Annotated in this window: 16 protein-coding genes and 1 riboswitch; of the genes, 6 read left to right on the top strand and 10 right to left on the bottom strand. The window is 72.4% G+C overall.

The window, feature by feature from the left end:
* The first annotated feature begins 102 nt into the window (after nt 1-102).
* Nucleotides 103-498 carry a DUF488 domain-containing protein gene (locus GCG21_RS00840; RefSeq protein ID WP_152817391.1) on the top strand — a complete coding sequence of 132 codons (396 nt, stop codon included), beginning with the start codon at nt 103-105 and terminating at the stop codon, nt 496-498.
* A 64-nt stretch (nt 499-562) separates the two neighbouring features.
* On the opposite strand, the gene GCG21_RS00835 is transcribed toward GCG21_RS00840, so the two are convergent.
* The 3 genes from GCG21_RS00835 to GCG21_RS00825 form a co-directional block, all read right to left on the bottom strand.
* A complete protein-coding gene (locus tag GCG21_RS00835; RefSeq protein ID WP_152817390.1) occupies nt 563-1,501 on the bottom strand; it encodes a universal stress protein in 939 nt (312 codons plus the stop codon).
* Between the two features lie 308 nt (nt 1,502-1,809).
* Nucleotides 1,810-2,601, bottom strand: a complete 792-nt coding sequence (locus GCG21_RS00830) for a C40 family peptidase (protein ID WP_227992851.1) — start codon at nt 2,599-2,601, stop codon at nt 1,810-1,812.
* Nucleotides 2,602-2,604: 3 nt separating this feature from the next.
* Nucleotides 2,605-2,779, bottom strand: a riboswitch (cyclic di-AMP (ydaO/yuaA leader).
* 309 nt (nt 2,780-3,088) lie between these two features.
* A complete protein-coding gene (locus GCG21_RS00825; RefSeq protein ID WP_153877300.1) occupies nt 3,089-3,790 on the bottom strand; it encodes a metal-dependent transcriptional regulator in 702 nt (233 codons plus the stop codon).
* Between the two features lie 66 nt (nt 3,791-3,856).
* Between GCG21_RS00825 and serC the strand changes: the two genes are divergently transcribed.
* The 3 genes from serC (at nt 3,857) to GCG21_RS00805 (ending at nt 6,005) form a co-directional block, all read left to right on the top strand.
* Nucleotides 3,857-4,960, top strand: coding sequence for a phosphoserine transaminase (gene serC / locus GCG21_RS00820; RefSeq protein ID WP_370517225.1), 1,104 nt, complete (start codon nt 3,857-3,859; stop codon nt 4,958-4,960).
* A gap of 500 nt (nt 4,961-5,460) precedes the next feature.
* Nucleotides 5,461-5,700 (top strand): hypothetical protein, encoded by a 240-nt coding sequence (locus GCG21_RS00810; protein ID WP_152817388.1) that lies wholly within the window; start codon nt 5,461-5,463, stop codon nt 5,698-5,700.
* Nucleotides 5,700-6,005 carry a type II toxin-antitoxin system PemK/MazF family toxin gene (locus GCG21_RS00805; protein ID WP_152817387.1) on the top strand — a complete coding sequence of 102 codons (306 nt, stop codon included), beginning with the start codon at nt 5,700-5,702 and terminating at the stop codon, nt 6,003-6,005. The genes GCG21_RS00810 and GCG21_RS00805 overlap by 1 nt, the downstream gene beginning before the upstream one ends.
* Nucleotides 6,006-6,072: 67 nt before the next feature.
* Here the strand turns inward: GCG21_RS00805 and GCG21_RS00800 are convergent, their stop codons facing one another.
* Both GCG21_RS00800 and GCG21_RS00795 read right to left on the bottom strand, forming a co-directional pair.
* On the bottom strand, nt 6,073-7,398 hold the full coding sequence (locus tag GCG21_RS00800; RefSeq protein WP_152817386.1) for an MFS transporter: 1,326 nt from the start codon (nt 7,396-7,398) through the stop codon (nt 6,073-6,075).
* Nucleotides 7,398-7,838, bottom strand: coding sequence for a MarR family winged helix-turn-helix transcriptional regulator (locus tag GCG21_RS00795; RefSeq protein ID WP_152817385.1), 441 nt, complete (start codon nt 7,836-7,838; stop codon nt 7,398-7,400). The genes GCG21_RS00800 and GCG21_RS00795 overlap by 1 nt, the downstream gene beginning before the upstream one ends.
* Nucleotides 7,839-7,990: 152 nt before the next feature.
* Between GCG21_RS00795 and GCG21_RS00790 the strand changes: the two genes are divergently transcribed.
* A complete protein-coding gene (locus GCG21_RS00790) occupies nt 7,991-8,266 on the top strand; it encodes a DUF2530 domain-containing protein (protein ID WP_152817384.1) in 276 nt (91 codons plus the stop codon).
* 19 nt (nt 8,267-8,285) lie between these two features.
* Here GCG21_RS00790 and GCG21_RS00785 read toward each other — a convergent pair whose 3' ends face one another.
* A complete protein-coding gene (locus tag GCG21_RS00785) occupies nt 8,286-8,882 on the bottom strand; it encodes a hypothetical protein (RefSeq protein ID WP_152817383.1) in 597 nt (198 codons plus the stop codon).
* Between the two features lie 124 nt (nt 8,883-9,006).
* Here GCG21_RS00785 and GCG21_RS00780 point away from each other — a divergent pair, with 124 nt between their 5' ends.
* Nucleotides 9,007-9,945, top strand: coding sequence for an NAD(P)-dependent oxidoreductase (locus GCG21_RS00780; protein ID WP_153877297.1), 939 nt, complete (start codon nt 9,007-9,009; stop codon nt 9,943-9,945).
* A gap of 28 nt (nt 9,946-9,973) precedes the next feature.
* Here the strand turns inward: GCG21_RS00780 and GCG21_RS00775 are convergent, their stop codons facing one another.
* From GCG21_RS00775 to GCG21_RS00760, 4 genes are read right to left on the bottom strand one after another with little or no spacing between them, the layout of a single operon-like run.
* Nucleotides 9,974-10,978: an adenosine deaminase gene (locus tag GCG21_RS00775; RefSeq protein WP_152817382.1), complete on the bottom strand. Its 1,005-nt coding sequence runs from the start codon at nt 10,976-10,978 to the stop codon at nt 9,974-9,976.
* Between the two features lie 40 nt (nt 10,979-11,018).
* Nucleotides 11,019-11,717 (bottom strand): acVLRF1 family peptidyl-tRNA hydrolase, encoded by a 699-nt coding sequence (locus GCG21_RS00770; protein ID WP_370517179.1) that lies wholly within the window; start codon nt 11,715-11,717, stop codon nt 11,019-11,021.
* Entirely contained in the window at nt 11,714-12,988 is a 1,275-nt protein-coding gene (locus tag GCG21_RS00765; RefSeq protein ID WP_152817381.1) for an MFS transporter, read from the bottom strand. Before GCG21_RS00765 ends, GCG21_RS00770 begins: the two co-directional genes overlap by 4 nt.
* Nucleotides 12,985-13,893, bottom strand: a complete 909-nt coding sequence (locus GCG21_RS00760) for a DUF3027 domain-containing protein (protein ID WP_152817380.1) — start codon at nt 13,891-13,893, stop codon at nt 12,985-12,987. The genes GCG21_RS00765 and GCG21_RS00760 overlap by 4 nt, the downstream gene beginning before the upstream one ends.

Genomic DNA, 13,893 nt, shown 5'->3' with positions numbered 1-13,893 from the left:
CTTCCCGGGCGCCTCCCGGGCGCTTTCCCGGCCTGTCCCGGCCCTGTCCCGGCCCCTTCCCGGCCCCTTCCCGAGACTGCCCGACGGCGGGAGACTGGAGGCATGACAGCGATCGAACTGGTGCGGGTCTACGATGCCCGCCGCGGCAATCCTGCTCACGCCTCGGTCGAGGCCGCGCTCACGGGTCCGGACCACCCGAGCGTGTTCCTCGTGGACCGGCTCTGGCCGCGAGGTGTGGCCAAGACCGACCTGCCGCACGACGTCTGGCTCAAGGAGGCCGGTCCGAGCACGGAGTTGCGCCGATGGTTCGGGCACGACCCGAAGCGGTTCGCGGAGTTCGCGGAGCGGTACCGCGGCGAGCTCGAGGAGAACCGGGAGCAGGCCGCTCCGCTCCTCGAGGCCGCCGCACGGGGCGAGGTGACGCTGCTCTTCTCCGCCAAGGACGAGGAACACAATCAGGCCGTCGTGCTCCGTGGCTGGATCGAGGACCGCCGCTGAGGCGACCGGCCCCGGGCCGTTCGGCCCCGGGCCGTTCGGCTCCGGGGCCGTCGGGTCGTCGTGCCTACGGCTGGACGTTGCGGTTCCAGGGCGCGAGCGGCGGCAGATCCTCGTCCTTGGTGCGCGAGGGCACGACGAGCACCGGGCACTCGGAATGGTGCAGCACCGCCTGTGAGGTCGACCCGAGCAGAAGGCCGGCGAAGCCGCCGCGTCCGCGCGTGCCCACGACCACGAGATCGACCGCCGTGGAGAACTCCGACAGCAGCGCGGCCCCGGACCCGTCGAGCGCGTGTCGGCGCACCGTCACGCCCTCGTGGCCCTCGAGCGCCGCGTTGACCGTGACGTCGAGGCCCTCCTTGCAGTCGGCCAGGAGTTGTTCGCTGTCGACCGCGGCGGGGAGCCAGCCGAGCAGGCCCGACCCCGTGCCGATCGGCAGCCCGATGACGGCGGTGAGCTCCGCGTCCCACAGCTGGGCGTGGTCGATCGCGTTCTTCAGCGCCACCTTGGCCGAGTCCGAGCCGTCGACGCCGACGACGATCCGCCGGACCGGCAGCTTGCTCGCCGCGTCGTCGCGGTGGGGCACGACCACGGTCGGGCAGTGTGCATGGGCCGGCAGCGCGGAGGAGACGGTTCCCAGGATCCGCTCGGCGAAGCCGGAGTGACCCCGCGTGCCGACGACGGTCAGGCACACCTTCTTCGACAGCTCGACCAGCACCCCCGCGGGGTCGCCGGTCTCGAGGGCGGAGGTGACCTCGAGATCACACCCGGCCAGTCGTGCCGCGGCCTCGTCGAGCACGGCCTGGGCGCCGTCGCGGATCGACGCGTCGTCGAGGGTGGCGTAGCCGCCATCCATGCTCGCGGCCGCGAACGTCGGCAGCGCATAGGCGCACACGATGTGCACCCGCCAGCCGATCCGTTCCGCGAAGGCGGCGGCCCAGTCGAGCGCCTGCAGGCTCGCGGCGGATCCGTCGACCCCCACCATCACTACTTGTTCGCGTGTCATGACCTTCCGACCCCCATCTCCTGGGCTGTTCTTCGGCCATTGTCCACCATGGGTGACCCGTCCCGCACCTCGATGCGCCGCCGCCGGGCGAGGGCAAGGCCGTCCGTTCACCCAGTCCACCCAGGCGCACGGGCCGCACGGGGGTCCCTGTGCCCACCGAGGTTCATGGGGGGCTCACCTGGACTCACCGGGGCTCACCGGGGCTCACTGAGCATCACTGGGGCTCACTGGGGCCTACACGGTCCCCCCGGAGACGGCGAACGGCCCGGCCCCCGAGGGGACCGGGCCGTTCGCTCCGCGGCGGGCAGTCAGCCGGTGACGCGGATGAAGGTCGGGTTCGACATGTAGATCACGCTCTCGTACAGCGGCGTGCCGGGCTGCCGGGCGGCGATGTGGTTGCCGCCGCCGGTGTAGATGCCGACGTGGCCGGGCGCCCAGACCAGGTCTCCGGGGCGGGCCTCGCTCGCGGAGACGACGCGCCCGGCGCCGCGCTGGGCACCGGAGCTGCGCGGCAGCGAGATGCCGAGCTGGGCGAAGACGTACTGGGTGAAGCCGGAGCAGTCGAAGCCGGACGGCGTGGAGCCGCCGTGCACGTACGGCGTGCCGACGTAGCGGCGGGCGATGTCGACGATGGCGTTGCCGCTGGCCGAGGGCGTCGCCTCGGAGCCGACGGGGGCCTTCTCGGCCGGGGCCGCGGCGGCGGGTGCCGGCGCTGCGCTGCGGTTGTTGGAGCGGGAGACCGGGGCGACCCGCGGCTCCGGCTCGGGCAGCGGCTCAGGCGCCTCGGCGGAGACCTCGTCGGTCACGAAGGACCACTCGGTGTCCGAGTCGACGCTCACCGTGGGCTCGGTCTTGATCTGGTTCGCGCCGGGGACGGCGAGCGCGGCGGTCGGGGCCGTGCCCGGCTGCGCTGCGCGAGCGTTCGGCTGCACTGCGGCGAGGCTCGCGCCGGCGGTGAGGGTGAGCACCAGCCCCGAGGAGGCCGCCGCGACGGCGGTCCGGCGACCGGCGGGGCCGGTGACGACGTGGCCGAGGGTGTGCAGCGGCGTGATGGGTCGGCGCGCCGCACGGTGCCGGGCGCCAGTGTTGCTCTGAGACAAGGATCTACCTCTCCTTACGCCTGCGAAGTAAGCTGTCGGGTTCAAGTGGGAGAACACTTGGCCCGTTCCGTGGGGCCGATCGACGATCGAACTCCCGGTTCGGACTGCACCCCAAGGTGCTGGGCACCGCTGATGGTTCCTCCGCCCCCGTCCTATTGAGATGTGGTGGGAATCAGGACTCGGTGACGGGGCTGAGCGGCCGGGTCCAGGCTCATCGATGGGCAAGAATTCCGTGATGAACGTTCGCCAACGTACCCGACGGATCGCCCGCATGTCACGTTAAGGTTACGGAGCTCTCATACCTGGGGATGACCCCGGCCACCCTGCTCCCCCTGTGGATGGAGCCGAACCCGCAGGATCCCGGGGGTGTCCCACCCCCACCCCGAGGGCCCGGCCACCCAGCACCCCGGGCATCTGTGGCGGACATCACACGGCGACGGCCGGTCACCCGAAGGTCGAGCCTGCTCGATACGAAGGTCGAGAGCGACTACGGGCGGGCGACGAACAGATGCTTGGCGAGGTCGAGCGGCACCTCGAGCACGCCGGCCGGACCCTCGCCCGCGTCGTCCGTGCGGGCGAGCGTGAGCAGATGGCCGTCGTGACCCACCCGCAGCCCCACCCCCGGGCCGATCCCCAGCTCGGCGAAGCGCGCGAGCACCTCGGTGTCGACCTGGAGCGGTTCGCCGATCCGGGCGAGCACGATGACCGCCTCCCGCCCCTGGGCGAGCAGGTCCGACAGCGGGGTCACCGGCTCGTCCGGCGAGGCGTCGAGGCCGAGCTCGTCGAGGCCGGGGATCGGGTTGCCGTACGGGTCCCAGTGCGGATTGCCGAGCAGCCGGATGAGCCGGCGCTCGACCTGCTCGCTCATGACGTGCTCCCATCGGCACGCCTCCTCGTGCACGTGCGGCCAGTCGAGTCCGATGACGTCGATCAGGAGGCGTTCGGCGAGGCGGTGCTTGCGCATGACCCGGGTGGCGCGGGCGCGCCCCTCGTCGGTGAGCTCGAGATGGCGGTCGGCGGTGACGACCATGAGGCCGTCGCGCTCCATCCGCGCGACGGTCTGCGACACCGTGGGCCCGGAATGGCCGAGCCGCTCGACGATGCGCGCGCGCATCGGCGGTATGCCCTCCTCGCCCAGTTCCAGGACGGTCTTGAGATACATCTCCGTGGTGTCGATCAGGTCACTCACATACCCTCCCAGGTCCGGGCCCAGCCTACTGGGTGGCCCGAGGAGTCGGGATAAACTCGGCCCGTGATCACGATTCCCGCGCACCTGCTTCCCGACGACGGCCGGTTCGGAGCCGGCCCCAGCCTCGTGCGGGACTCCCAACTCGAGGCGGTGCTGCGCCTCAACCCGAGCGTCGTGGGCACCTCCCACCGGCAGCCGCCCGTGCGGGATCTGGTCGCGCGGGTGCGCCGGATGACCGCCGAGCTCTTCGACGCACCCGCCGGCTACGAGGTGGTGCTCGGCAACGGCGGGTCGACCCTCTTCTGGGATGCTGCGACCTTCCAGCTCATCGACGACCGGGCCCAGTTCGCCCACGCGGGCGAGTTCGGCGCCAAGTTCGCCGCCGCCGGGGCCGCCGCCCCGTGGCTCTCCGAACCCGACATGGTCACGTCCGAGCCCGGGACGGGCGTGGGCCCCCGGGCGGGCGCCGGCATCGACACCTACGCGTGGGTACAGAACGAGACCTCGACCGGAGTGGTCAACCCGGTCCGGCGGGTCGCGGGCGCCGATGCGGGCGCGCTCATGCTCGTGGACGCCACGAGCGCCGCGGGCGGGGTCGCGATCGACCTCGCCCAGACCGACGCCTACTACTTCGCGCCGCAGAAGTCCTTCGCCTCCGACGGCGGCCTGTGGCTGGCGCTCCTCTCCCCGGCGGCGCTCGAGCGGATCGAGCGCCTGAGCTCGCGGTGGGTGCCGCAGAGCCTCTCGCTCGCCGCCGCCGTCAAGAACTCCCGGCTCGAGCAGACCCTCAACACCCCGGCGATCGTCACGCTGGCGCTGCTGGCCGAGCAGCTCGACTGGATGTTCGCCGGCGGCGGGCTCCCCTTCGCCGTGGAGCGCAGCGCGGCGAGCGCGGCGACCCTGTACGGCTGGGCGGAGAGCTCGACGTTCGCCCGGCCCTGGGTGACCTCGACCGCGAACCGCTCACCCGTCGTCGGTACGATCGACTTCGACGAGGGGATCGACGCGAAGTCGCTCGCGGCGACCCTGCGCGCGAACGGTGTCGTCGACACGGAGCCCTATCGCAAGCTGGGCCGCAACCAGCTGCGGATCGGGATGTACCCGGCCGTGGCCCCGGCGGACGTCGAGGCGCTCACCGCCTGCATCGACTACGTGGTCGAGCGGCTCTGACTCGGGCTCACCCGAGGGATCCCGCAGCGGGCGGCTATCAGGGTCGTGGAGAGCCGGCTCCTTGGACGCCCAGGTCGTGGGCCAACGCGAGCTCGACCGCTGCGAGCTGGTCCCGGGTCGGATAGTCGACCGGATCACCCACGACATAGTCCTTGTCGATCGAGCGGATCCGGTCGACCAGGATCCGCCTCGACCGTCCGGCGAGTCCGCCGGGGACACGACCAGACCCAGACGCTTGCCGCCCTGCTCATGGTTCCGGGGCCGGCCGATATCGATCCGGTATACGGCTCCGCGAATCATCAAGCTTCCGGCTCCGCGGTGACGTCCTCGCCCGTGAGCGGCTCCGCGTCCGCTCGAAACCTGGTGAGCCACAGCACCGCGTTCGACGTTTGTTCTACACCTGGGCTCCACGCTGGGCTGAGCGGCCGGCCCGATTTGTCGGGGCCGCACATGCCTGAACGTGCATACCACACGGTTGACGTCGAGGCTATTCTTGAAGCATGACCACTCAGATCGCGATCAGGCTCGACGCTCGTGAGTTGGCTGCACTCGACAACGAGGTCACCGAGGGTCGCGCCGCGAGCCGCTCCGACGCCGTCCGGCGCAGTATCGCCCGACTTCAACGCTCGCAGCGCTACCGTCGTGACGAGGCCGCCCTACGCGCCGCGACGCAGCGGGGCGAGAGCGTCTACCCGGACCTCGACGGCCTGCTCGACCCACCGCACCCACCACTGGATTGATGCGCACGATCTCCGCGGTGCTTTTGGACAAGCGGCGCCCAGCCCTGATCCTGACCCGACAATCCGCACTGCATCTGCTCACCTGGGTCTCCGTCGCGCCGATCACCAGCACGATCCGCGGCCTCTCGACCGAAGTCCCGGTCGGACCCCGCAACGGCCTCGACCACGACAGCGTCATCAGTTGCGACAACATCATGAGGGTTCCCCGCTCCGCTGTCGGCCGGGTGATCGGCCTGCTCTTCGACGATCAGGAGCCGGCACTGGCCCGCGCCATCAGCGACGCATTCGATCTCGACCCGGCCTGACCGCCACCGCCGTCCTCCGCGCCGCCGTGAGGGGCGGTGACCGGACGCGGGGCGGGACGCCGCCCACTCACGCCGCGCGGTCCCGGGCCTGCTGGGCGGCGAGATCGACTCCCACCTGGTCCTGCAGTTCCCGCTCCTCCGGGTGGGTGAGGAGCACGTGGGGGCGGGTGCGCAGGCTGTAGGTGACCTCGACGCCCCAATTGCGCTTGGTCCAGATCGCGGCTGCGATCGCCACGAGGATGGCGGCGATCGCCCCGACGCCGATCGCCCAGCGCCCGCCCACCGCCTCGGCGATCCAGCCGATCAGGGGAGCGCCGACGGGCTTGGCGCCGAAGAGCACTACGAGGTACAGGCTCATGACCCGGCCCCGCATCGCGGGATCCGAGCCGATCTGGATCGCGGCGTTCGCGGCGGTCATCATCGTCAGCGTGAAGAATCCGACCGGGATCGTCATGATCAGGAAGAGCTCGTAGGTCGGCATGATCGCCATGAGCCCGGCCGAGATCCCGTATCCGAACGCCGAGATCACCACGAGCCGCACGCGCGGCCGGCTCCGGCGCGCCGCCATGAGCGCTCCGGCGAGGGAGCCGATCGCCATCGCCGAGCCGAGGATCCCGTACTCCCCGGCCCCGCGGTGGAAGACCTGGGTCGCGATCACCGCCGACGTGAGTTGGAAGTGCAGCGCGAGGCTCGAGACGACGAAGATCGTCACCATGATGACGAGGATGTCGGTGCGGCGGCGCACGTAGTCGAATCCCGCCCGGAGCTGCCCACTCTCCCGTTTCGTCTTGCGCACCGGCTGCAGTTCGGAGGCTCGCATGACGACGACGGCGAGGATGGTTCCGGCGAAGCTCACCGCGTTGATGATGAAGATCCAGCCCGGGCCCACGACCGCGATCCCCAGGCCCGCGACCCCGGGCCCGATCAGGCGGGCGGCGTTGAAGGAGGCGGAGTTGAGGCTCACGGCATTGCCGAGCTGGGAGGTCGGCACGAGTTCGGAGACGAACACCTGCCGGGCGGGGGCGTCGAAGGCGGAGACGACGCCGAGGAGCGAGGCGAAGACGTACACGTGCCACAGTTCCGCGATCCCCGTGAGGATGAAGATCCCCAGCCCGAGCGCGAGCAGGCCGAGCATCGCCTGGGTGAGCACGAGGATCTTGCGGCGGTTGAACCGGTCGGCGATCACCCCGGCGTAGGGGGTGAGGACGACCGTGGGGATGAACTGCAGCGCAGTCACGACCCCGACGGCGAACCCCGAGTTGTCGGTCAGGACCGTGAGCACGACCCAGTCCTGGGCCACGCGCTGCATCCAGGTGCCGATGTTGGCCACGAGCGCCCCGGCGAACCACAGCCGGTAGTTGTAGAAGACGAGGGAGGCGAAGATCCGCCGCATCAGTCGATCACCTCCCGCAGGATGGACTCGGCCTGAGCCAGGATCGCGCGCTGGTCGCGGGTGAGGGAGGCGAGCCGTCGCTGCAGCCACTGATCGCGGCGGCGCCGGGTCTCGCGGATGTACTCCTCGCCGGCGGGCGAGAGGGAGATGACGACCTGACGCCCGTCGGTGGGGTGCGTGGCCCGCTCGAGGTAGCCCTCCCCCTCGAGATGCTGGAGGGTGCGGGTCATCGACGGCGGGCGCACGTGCTCGCGCTCGGCCAGCTCTCCCGGTGAGAGCGCGCCGTGGGTGAACAGGGCGGAGAGCACCGACAGGTGCCCCTCCGGCAGGGTGCCCGCGCTCTCGTTCCGGAGCCGGCGCGAGGTGCGCAGCAGGGTGATGCGCAGCCTGGTGGCGAGCGGCGGCTCGGTGCGGCGGATGGGCTGGGTGGGGGTCGTCATCACGGACGAGCCTAGGTCATTAGTTAAGCTAAGTAAATGCCCTACGTCACATCCGGCCGAATCGTTTCGACACCGGGATCGCCCTCCCACGACCGGCCGACACGGGGCCGCCCCGCGGGCACCGCGGCGTGAATCCCGCTAGCATCGCCCAGGTGAGCGAGACCCCTCCCAGCGAGCTGTCCCCGGCCCGCGTCAACGCCAAGGCGATCTTCCTGGCCGGGATCGTCGGCTGGATCCTGACCATCGCCGCGCTCGCGATCATGCGCCTGGCGGGGGCCGCGCCCTCGAACCGCTACTTCCTCATCTGCATCGCCGGGATCGTCCTGGGAAGCATCGGCTACGCCTGGGCGCACCGGATGCACCTGATCGACGACGCGGGCATGTCCGAGAACCAGGAACCCGCGCGGGACGAGGACTCGGCCGCCTGATCGCCGAGTCGGCGGCGCGCTACTCGGCCTCGGCCTCGAGCCCGGCCACCTGCTCCGCGTCCGCGGCGAGGCCCTCGGCCAGGTCCTGGGCGAGGGTGCGCACCTGTTCGGCCGCGCCCGCCTCGAGCACGTCGTTGCTGCGCTCGATCGCGGAATCGTAGAGCTCGGTCACCGCGGGCAGGTAGACGGCGAGCGCGTCGGCGGGAGACCCGGCGGAGGCGATGGCCTCGACGGCCGCGGTCGTGTCGGCCCGGACGGGCTCGAGGCCGTCGACCGAATCCATGAGGTCGGTCAGTTCCGCGACCTCCATCGTGAGCACCGCATCGAGGCCGCTCGCCAGCTCCTGCGCACGCTTGGGCAGCTCCTCCACGCCGAGCAGCTCCTCGTGCAGCACGACCAGCCCCTCGAGATCGGCCAGCACGGCGGGCACGTACTCGCGATCGGCCGCGTTCCAGTCGTCTCCCGGACGCGGCCGCGCCGCCTGCTGCTCCGCCGCGCCGCTCGCCGCCGGGCTCGCATCGCCGGCCTCCGCGGACACCTCCGGAGAGGGGTCCGTGCAGCCTGCAAGCGTCAGGGCGAGAGCCGTGAGCGGGACGATCAGGAGACGGCGTCGCATCGATGTCCTCACGTGTGGGAGCGAAGGGGCGCCCTCACCCTAACCCCGAGTCCGAAACCTCCCCGGCGCCACTCCGCGCGCCGGCTCGCCACCGACCCCGCGCCCGGCCATTACGGTGGGGCTCGTGAAGATCCTCGTGCCCACCGTCATCCCGATCGAGTTCACGCCGCCGGAAGGAGTCGAAGACGTCCGCTACGACGTCCGCGAGCCGATTCCGCCGGAGCACCGCGACGCCGCGGTGCTCGTGAGCTGGCTCAACCCGCCCGCCCGGCTCGCCACGCTGGCGGCCGAGCTGCCGAACCTGGCGTATATCCAGGGGCTCATGGCGGGCACGGACTCCCTCCACGCCGCGGGCTTCGCCCCGGGGGTGCCGATCCTCGGCGGTGTCGGTCTCCACGACGTGCCGGTCGCCGAGCACACCCTGGCGCTCCTGCTCGCGGCCGCCCGCCGACTCGACCAGACCACGCTCGCCCAGCAGCGCAGCGAGTGGTTCCGGCCGCTCAGTGGCAACCAGACCGTCAAGCGCACGGGATTCACGCAGATCTCCGGGGCGCGCGTGACCATCTGGGGCTTCGGCGGCATCGCCGCCGTGCTCGCCGGCTACCTGAGCGCGATGGGGGCGCAGGTCACGGGGGTGGCCCGCAGCGCCGGGGACCGGCACGGCCACCCGGTCGTGACCCCGGACGATCTGCCGCGGATCCTGCCCGCGACCGATGCGCTCGTCTCGATCCTGCCGGGCACGGCGGCGACCGACTCGATCATCTCGCGCGAGGTCTTCGGTGCACTGCCCGCCCACGCCTGGTTCGTCAACGTCGGCCGCGGCTCCGTGGTCGACGACGACGCCCTGCTCGAGGCGCTGCGCGCGGGCACGATCGCCGGCGCCGCGCTCGACGTGTTCCGCACCGAACCGCTCCCGGCGGACTCCCCGCTCTGGGCCGCGCCGAACCTCATCCTCACCCCGCATTCCGCCGGTGGGCGACCCCAGCACCCGGGCCGGCTCATCGAGGAGAACCTGCGCCGCCATCTCGCCGGGGAGGAGTTGCTCGGCCGCACCCACCCCTGAGACCGGCGCCTCCGGGCGGGGCGCCCGTTCAGTCGGCCGGCGCGGCCGCCCACGCGTCGATCTCGGCCAGCAACTCGCCCCCGCGCCCCGCGGGCAGCACGGAGGAGGCGATCGAGTTCCGGGCCAGCGTGGCCAGCTGATCGCGTCCGAGGCCGAGGCCGTCGCGGACGGCCCGGAAGTTGTCGTCCACGTAGCCGCCGAAATAGGCCGGATCGTCCGAGTTCACGCTCACGTTCAGGCCCGCCTCGAGCATGACCCCCAGCGGATGGGCCGCGATCGAGTCCACGGCCCGCAGCCGCACGTTCGACAGCGGGCACACCGTCAGCGGCGTGCGGTCGGCTACGAGCCGGGCCACGAGCCGGGAGTCCTCCACGGAGCGGATGCCGTGATCGACCCGGAACACCCCGAGCAGGTCGATCGCCTGCCACACGTACTCGGGCGGGCCCTCCTCCCCCGCGTGCGCCACGAGGTCGAGGCCGCGCGCCCGGGCCAGCTCGAACAGCCGCGTGAACTTCGCCGGCGGGTTGCCCACCTCGGCCGAGTCGAGACCGATCGCGGCGATGGGCGCGTCCTGATCGAGCAGCTGCTCGAGCACGGAGATCGCCTCCTGTTCGGGCCGGTCCCGCAGGAACGCCGCGATGAGGCGCGTGCTCATGCCCAGCTCGGCGGCCGTCGTCCGTAATCCGTGGGCGACGCCCGCGACGCTCACCTCGAGCGGGACCCCGCGGCTGGTGTGGGCCTGCGGGTCGAACATGATCTCGGCGTGGCGCACCCCGCCCGCCGCGGCTCGGCGCACGTACGCGCTCGTGAGGTCGGCGAAGTCGTCCTCGGTGCGCAGCACGTCCATGTTGGCGTAGTACAGGTCGAGGAAGGACTGCAGGTTCGTGAACGCGTACCGGGCGGCGAGTTCGTCCGGCCCGGCGGAATCGAGGCGGATGCGGTTGCGGTCGGCGAGCGCGAACACCATCTCGGGCTCGAGCGTGCCTTCGATGTGCAGGTGCAGTTCCGCGCACGGGGGCGTGTCGAGGGTCATCGGCCCAGGGTGCCAGATCCGCCCCGGCCGTGTCGGCGCTTCACCGCGCGTCGGGGTGCTCGATCCGCGCGGCCACGCTTCGGGCGCGGGTCAGGGTCTGCTCGAGGACGACGTAGCGCGGGTTGGTCACGTCCGGGAACTCCCGGGTGGGGAGCTTTCGTAACCGCGCGAGGGCGCGGCCCGCGAACAGCTGCTCGAGCAGGATCCGGTCGCCGCCGAGCACCAGGCCCGCCCGCGGCGCGCCGCCCCGGTCGAGGCCCCGCGGCTCGAGCAGCGGGGCGAGGATCCGCTCGGCGTGGCCGGCGGCGGCCTCGACGAGGGCGTCCGCCTGGTTGCCGCGGCGGCGGGCGAAGCGCTGCTGGGACTGCCCGCCGGCGGCGGTGCGGCCCTGCACGTAGCGGGTGCCGCACTTGTGGGCGACGAGTCTCCCGCCGTGGGCCAGTCCGATCGCGTAGCCGCCGCGGCGCAGCAGCACGAGGCCGGCGTGGTCGGGGCCGCGGGTGAGCTCGGCGAGGAGGGGGCCGGGGACGTCGGGAACCGGACCGATCGCCCCGGTCGGCCCGGCGGCGAGCGGGAACCATCCGCGCAGGCGCGCGACGACCGCGTCGCTGCCGGTCAGCACGAGCGCCCCCGCATCCGCGGTGGCCTCGATCCCGCCACCGGTGCCGTGGTCGGCCGCGAACCGTTCGATCCAGCCGGGCAGGCGGCCGGGCGCGAGGTCGAGGTCGCGGATCGTCACGGGGCGCCCGGCTCGATGCCGGCCTCGCGCCTGGTGCGGCGGTTCGCGTGCACCGACCACCGGGGTACCCAGCGGGCGAGCGCGGCCACGGTGCCCGCGCTGAGCACGCCGACGGCCATGATGCCGGCGGCGAGGGATCCGGCCGCGGCGCCGGCGGAGACGATCAGGGGTCCCGTGGCGCTGCCGGAGTCGGCGAAGACGCGCCAGATGCCGAGGTACTGGGAGCGCTGCTCCGCCGGGGCGGTGTCGGCGCCGAGGGTCATGAGGATGCCCGATCCGATGCCGTTGCCGAAGCCGAGCACGACCGCGATCACGCAGATCGAGGCGAATGTGGTGGCGAGCGGCAGCGCGAGCAGGGTGAGGCCCATGACGATCATCGAGGGGATGGCGACCCAGAGCCGTCCGAGCCGGTCCATGACCTTGCCCGCGGGATAGAACAGCAGCATGTCCACGGCGCCGGCGATCCCGAACACGAGCGAGGTCGCCGCCGGGGAGTAGCCGAGGGATTCGGTCCACAGCGGCAGCACGACCTGCCGCGCCCCGCGGACGGCGCCGATGAGCAAGATGGCCACGCCGAGGGTGGCGAAGACCTCGCGGTTGTCGCGGAGCACCTGCGCCATGCTCGCCCGTCCGGCTCCCCCGGTCGGTGCGCGCTCGCCCGCGATCTCGGCGGTGGAGAAGACGACCGCGGCGGCGGCCAGCGAGGTCGCCCCGGCGAGCCAGAACGCCGCCGAGGAGCCTGCGACCAGGGCGAGTCCGGCGCCGGCGAAGGGGCCGATGAACAGTCCGATCCGGTGGACCCCGCCGAGGGTCGACATGGCGCGGGCCCGGCGCAGCGGGTGCACGGCCTCGGTGAGGTAGGACTGCCGGGCGAGCCCGTAGACGGCCTCGGTCGCCCCGAGCAGGAGCACGCCGATCGCCAGCATCGCCAGGCTGCCGGTCACCCCGGACAGACCGGCGAGGACGGCGCCGATCACCGCGGCGCCGGAGGAGCCGATCATGGCCGCCCGGTCGCCGAATCTGGCGGCGAGCGCCCCGGCGGGCACGTCGGCGAGGATGTGCCCGATCGGCAGCAGCGCGGCGATGAACGCGGCGGTGCCCAGGTCGGCGCCGAGGGAGGAGGCGATGACCGGAATCATCGGCAGCACGGCGCCGACGCCGATCTCGAAGAGCAGCGAGGGCAGGTACACGCCCGGGACGAGCGGGCGCAGCGACGTGATCCCGGCGGTCACCGGGTCACCCGTCGTGCGCGGGTCCCGGGAGGGGCTCATGACGCGGGCGTGTCGCCCTCGGGGGCCGGCGCGGGCGCGTCCGTCTCGGCACCGGGTGCCTCCGGGGCGGCCGATTCCGGGTCGACCTCATCGGCCACGGCCGGTTCCGGGGTCGCCTCAGGGGCCGCCTCGGCTGGTTCCGGGGCGGAGAGTTCGAGGTTGCTCTCGTCGATCACGGGCGCGCTCTGCTGCCAGTCGGGGCCCTGGTCGGCGACGTCGGTCTCCGAGTGGGCGCCGCAGCCGTGGTCGAGGCTGACGACCTTGCCGTCGTCGGGGGACCACTCGTTCGCGCACACGCCGAACAACGTTCCCAGGTGGCCCGCGAGCGGGATCAGGAAGCCGCAGGTGCTGCAGTCCGCCTCGGCCGCCTTGGATCCGGCGGAGGAGGGTCCGTGGACCGAGTTGTACCACCGGGTTGCGGTCGCATCGAGCGCGGGTCGGGTCATCACCCGGGTGCGGTCGAGGCCGAGCTCGACGATGGCGACCCGGTCCGTCTCGGGGTCGCCGGTGGCGACGTAGCCGGACTCGAGCCGCGCATCGTCCCCGTCGTAGGGAAGCCGGTCGGTGGGGCGCAGGTCGCCGGGGGCGAGCCGGTCGGCCCACGGCACCCAGGCCTGGGCGAGCAGCGCGCTCGGCCCGGGCAGCAGCCCGCTCTCGCACACCGTGGCCTTGCGGGCGCGGGCGATGCGGGTCACCGTGACGGCCCACATCCAGCCGTGATACCCGGGGTGGGTGCACGCGAAGTAGTGGGTGCCGCGGCGCACGTCCTCGAGCACGAAGCCGAGGTGGTCTCCGACGAAGTCCTCGCCGTCGGCCAGTGCCGCCTCGCGGGCGCGGTCGACCGCATCCGCCAGCACGGCGTCCTTTCCGGATTTGGTGGCGGCGGGAATGGGGGAAGCAGTCAT

The organism is Pseudactinotalea sp. HY160, from assembly GCF_009372055.1.
Classification (GTDB): Bacteria; Actinomycetota; Actinomycetes; order Actinomycetales; family Beutenbergiaceae; genus HY158.
Note: the sequence above shows the minus strand (reverse complement) of the source record. Positions and strands in the feature narration are given on the sequence as shown.

Excerpts from the sequence above, each read along its gene's own strand:
- GCG21_RS00840 (WP_152817391.1), top strand. The coding sequence starts at position 103 with ATGACAGCGATCGAACTGGTGCGGGTCTACGATGCCCGCCGCGGCAAT.
- GCG21_RS00835 (WP_152817390.1), bottom strand. The coding sequence starts at position 1,501 with ATGACACGCGAACAAGTAGTGATGGTGGGGGTCGACGGATCCGCCGCG.
- GCG21_RS00810 (WP_152817388.1), top strand. The coding sequence starts at position 5,461 with ATGACCACTCAGATCGCGATCAGGCTCGACGCTCGTGAGTTGGCTGCA.
- GCG21_RS00805 (WP_152817387.1), top strand. The coding sequence starts at position 5,700 with ATGCGCACGATCTCCGCGGTGCTTTTGGACAAGCGGCGCCCAGCCCTG.
- GCG21_RS00800 (WP_152817386.1), bottom strand. The coding sequence starts at position 7,398 with ATGCGGCGGATCTTCGCCTCCCTCGTCTTCTACAACTACCGGCTGTGG.
- GCG21_RS00795 (WP_152817385.1), bottom strand. The coding sequence starts at position 7,838 with ATGACGACCCCCACCCAGCCCATCCGCCGCACCGAGCCGCCGCTCGCC.
- GCG21_RS00785 (WP_152817383.1), bottom strand. The coding sequence starts at position 8,882 with ATGCGACGCCGTCTCCTGATCGTCCCGCTCACGGCTCTCGCCCTGACG.
- GCG21_RS00775 (WP_152817382.1), bottom strand. The coding sequence starts at position 10,978 with ATGACCCTCGACACGCCCCCGTGCGCGGAACTGCACCTGCACATCGAA.
- GCG21_RS00765 (WP_152817381.1), bottom strand. The coding sequence starts at position 12,988 with ATGAGCCCCTCCCGGGACCCGCGCACGACGGGTGACCCGGTGACCGCC.
- GCG21_RS00760 (WP_152817380.1), bottom strand. The coding sequence starts at position 13,893 with ATGACTGCTTCCCCCATTCCCGCCGCCACCAAATCCGGAAAGGACGCC.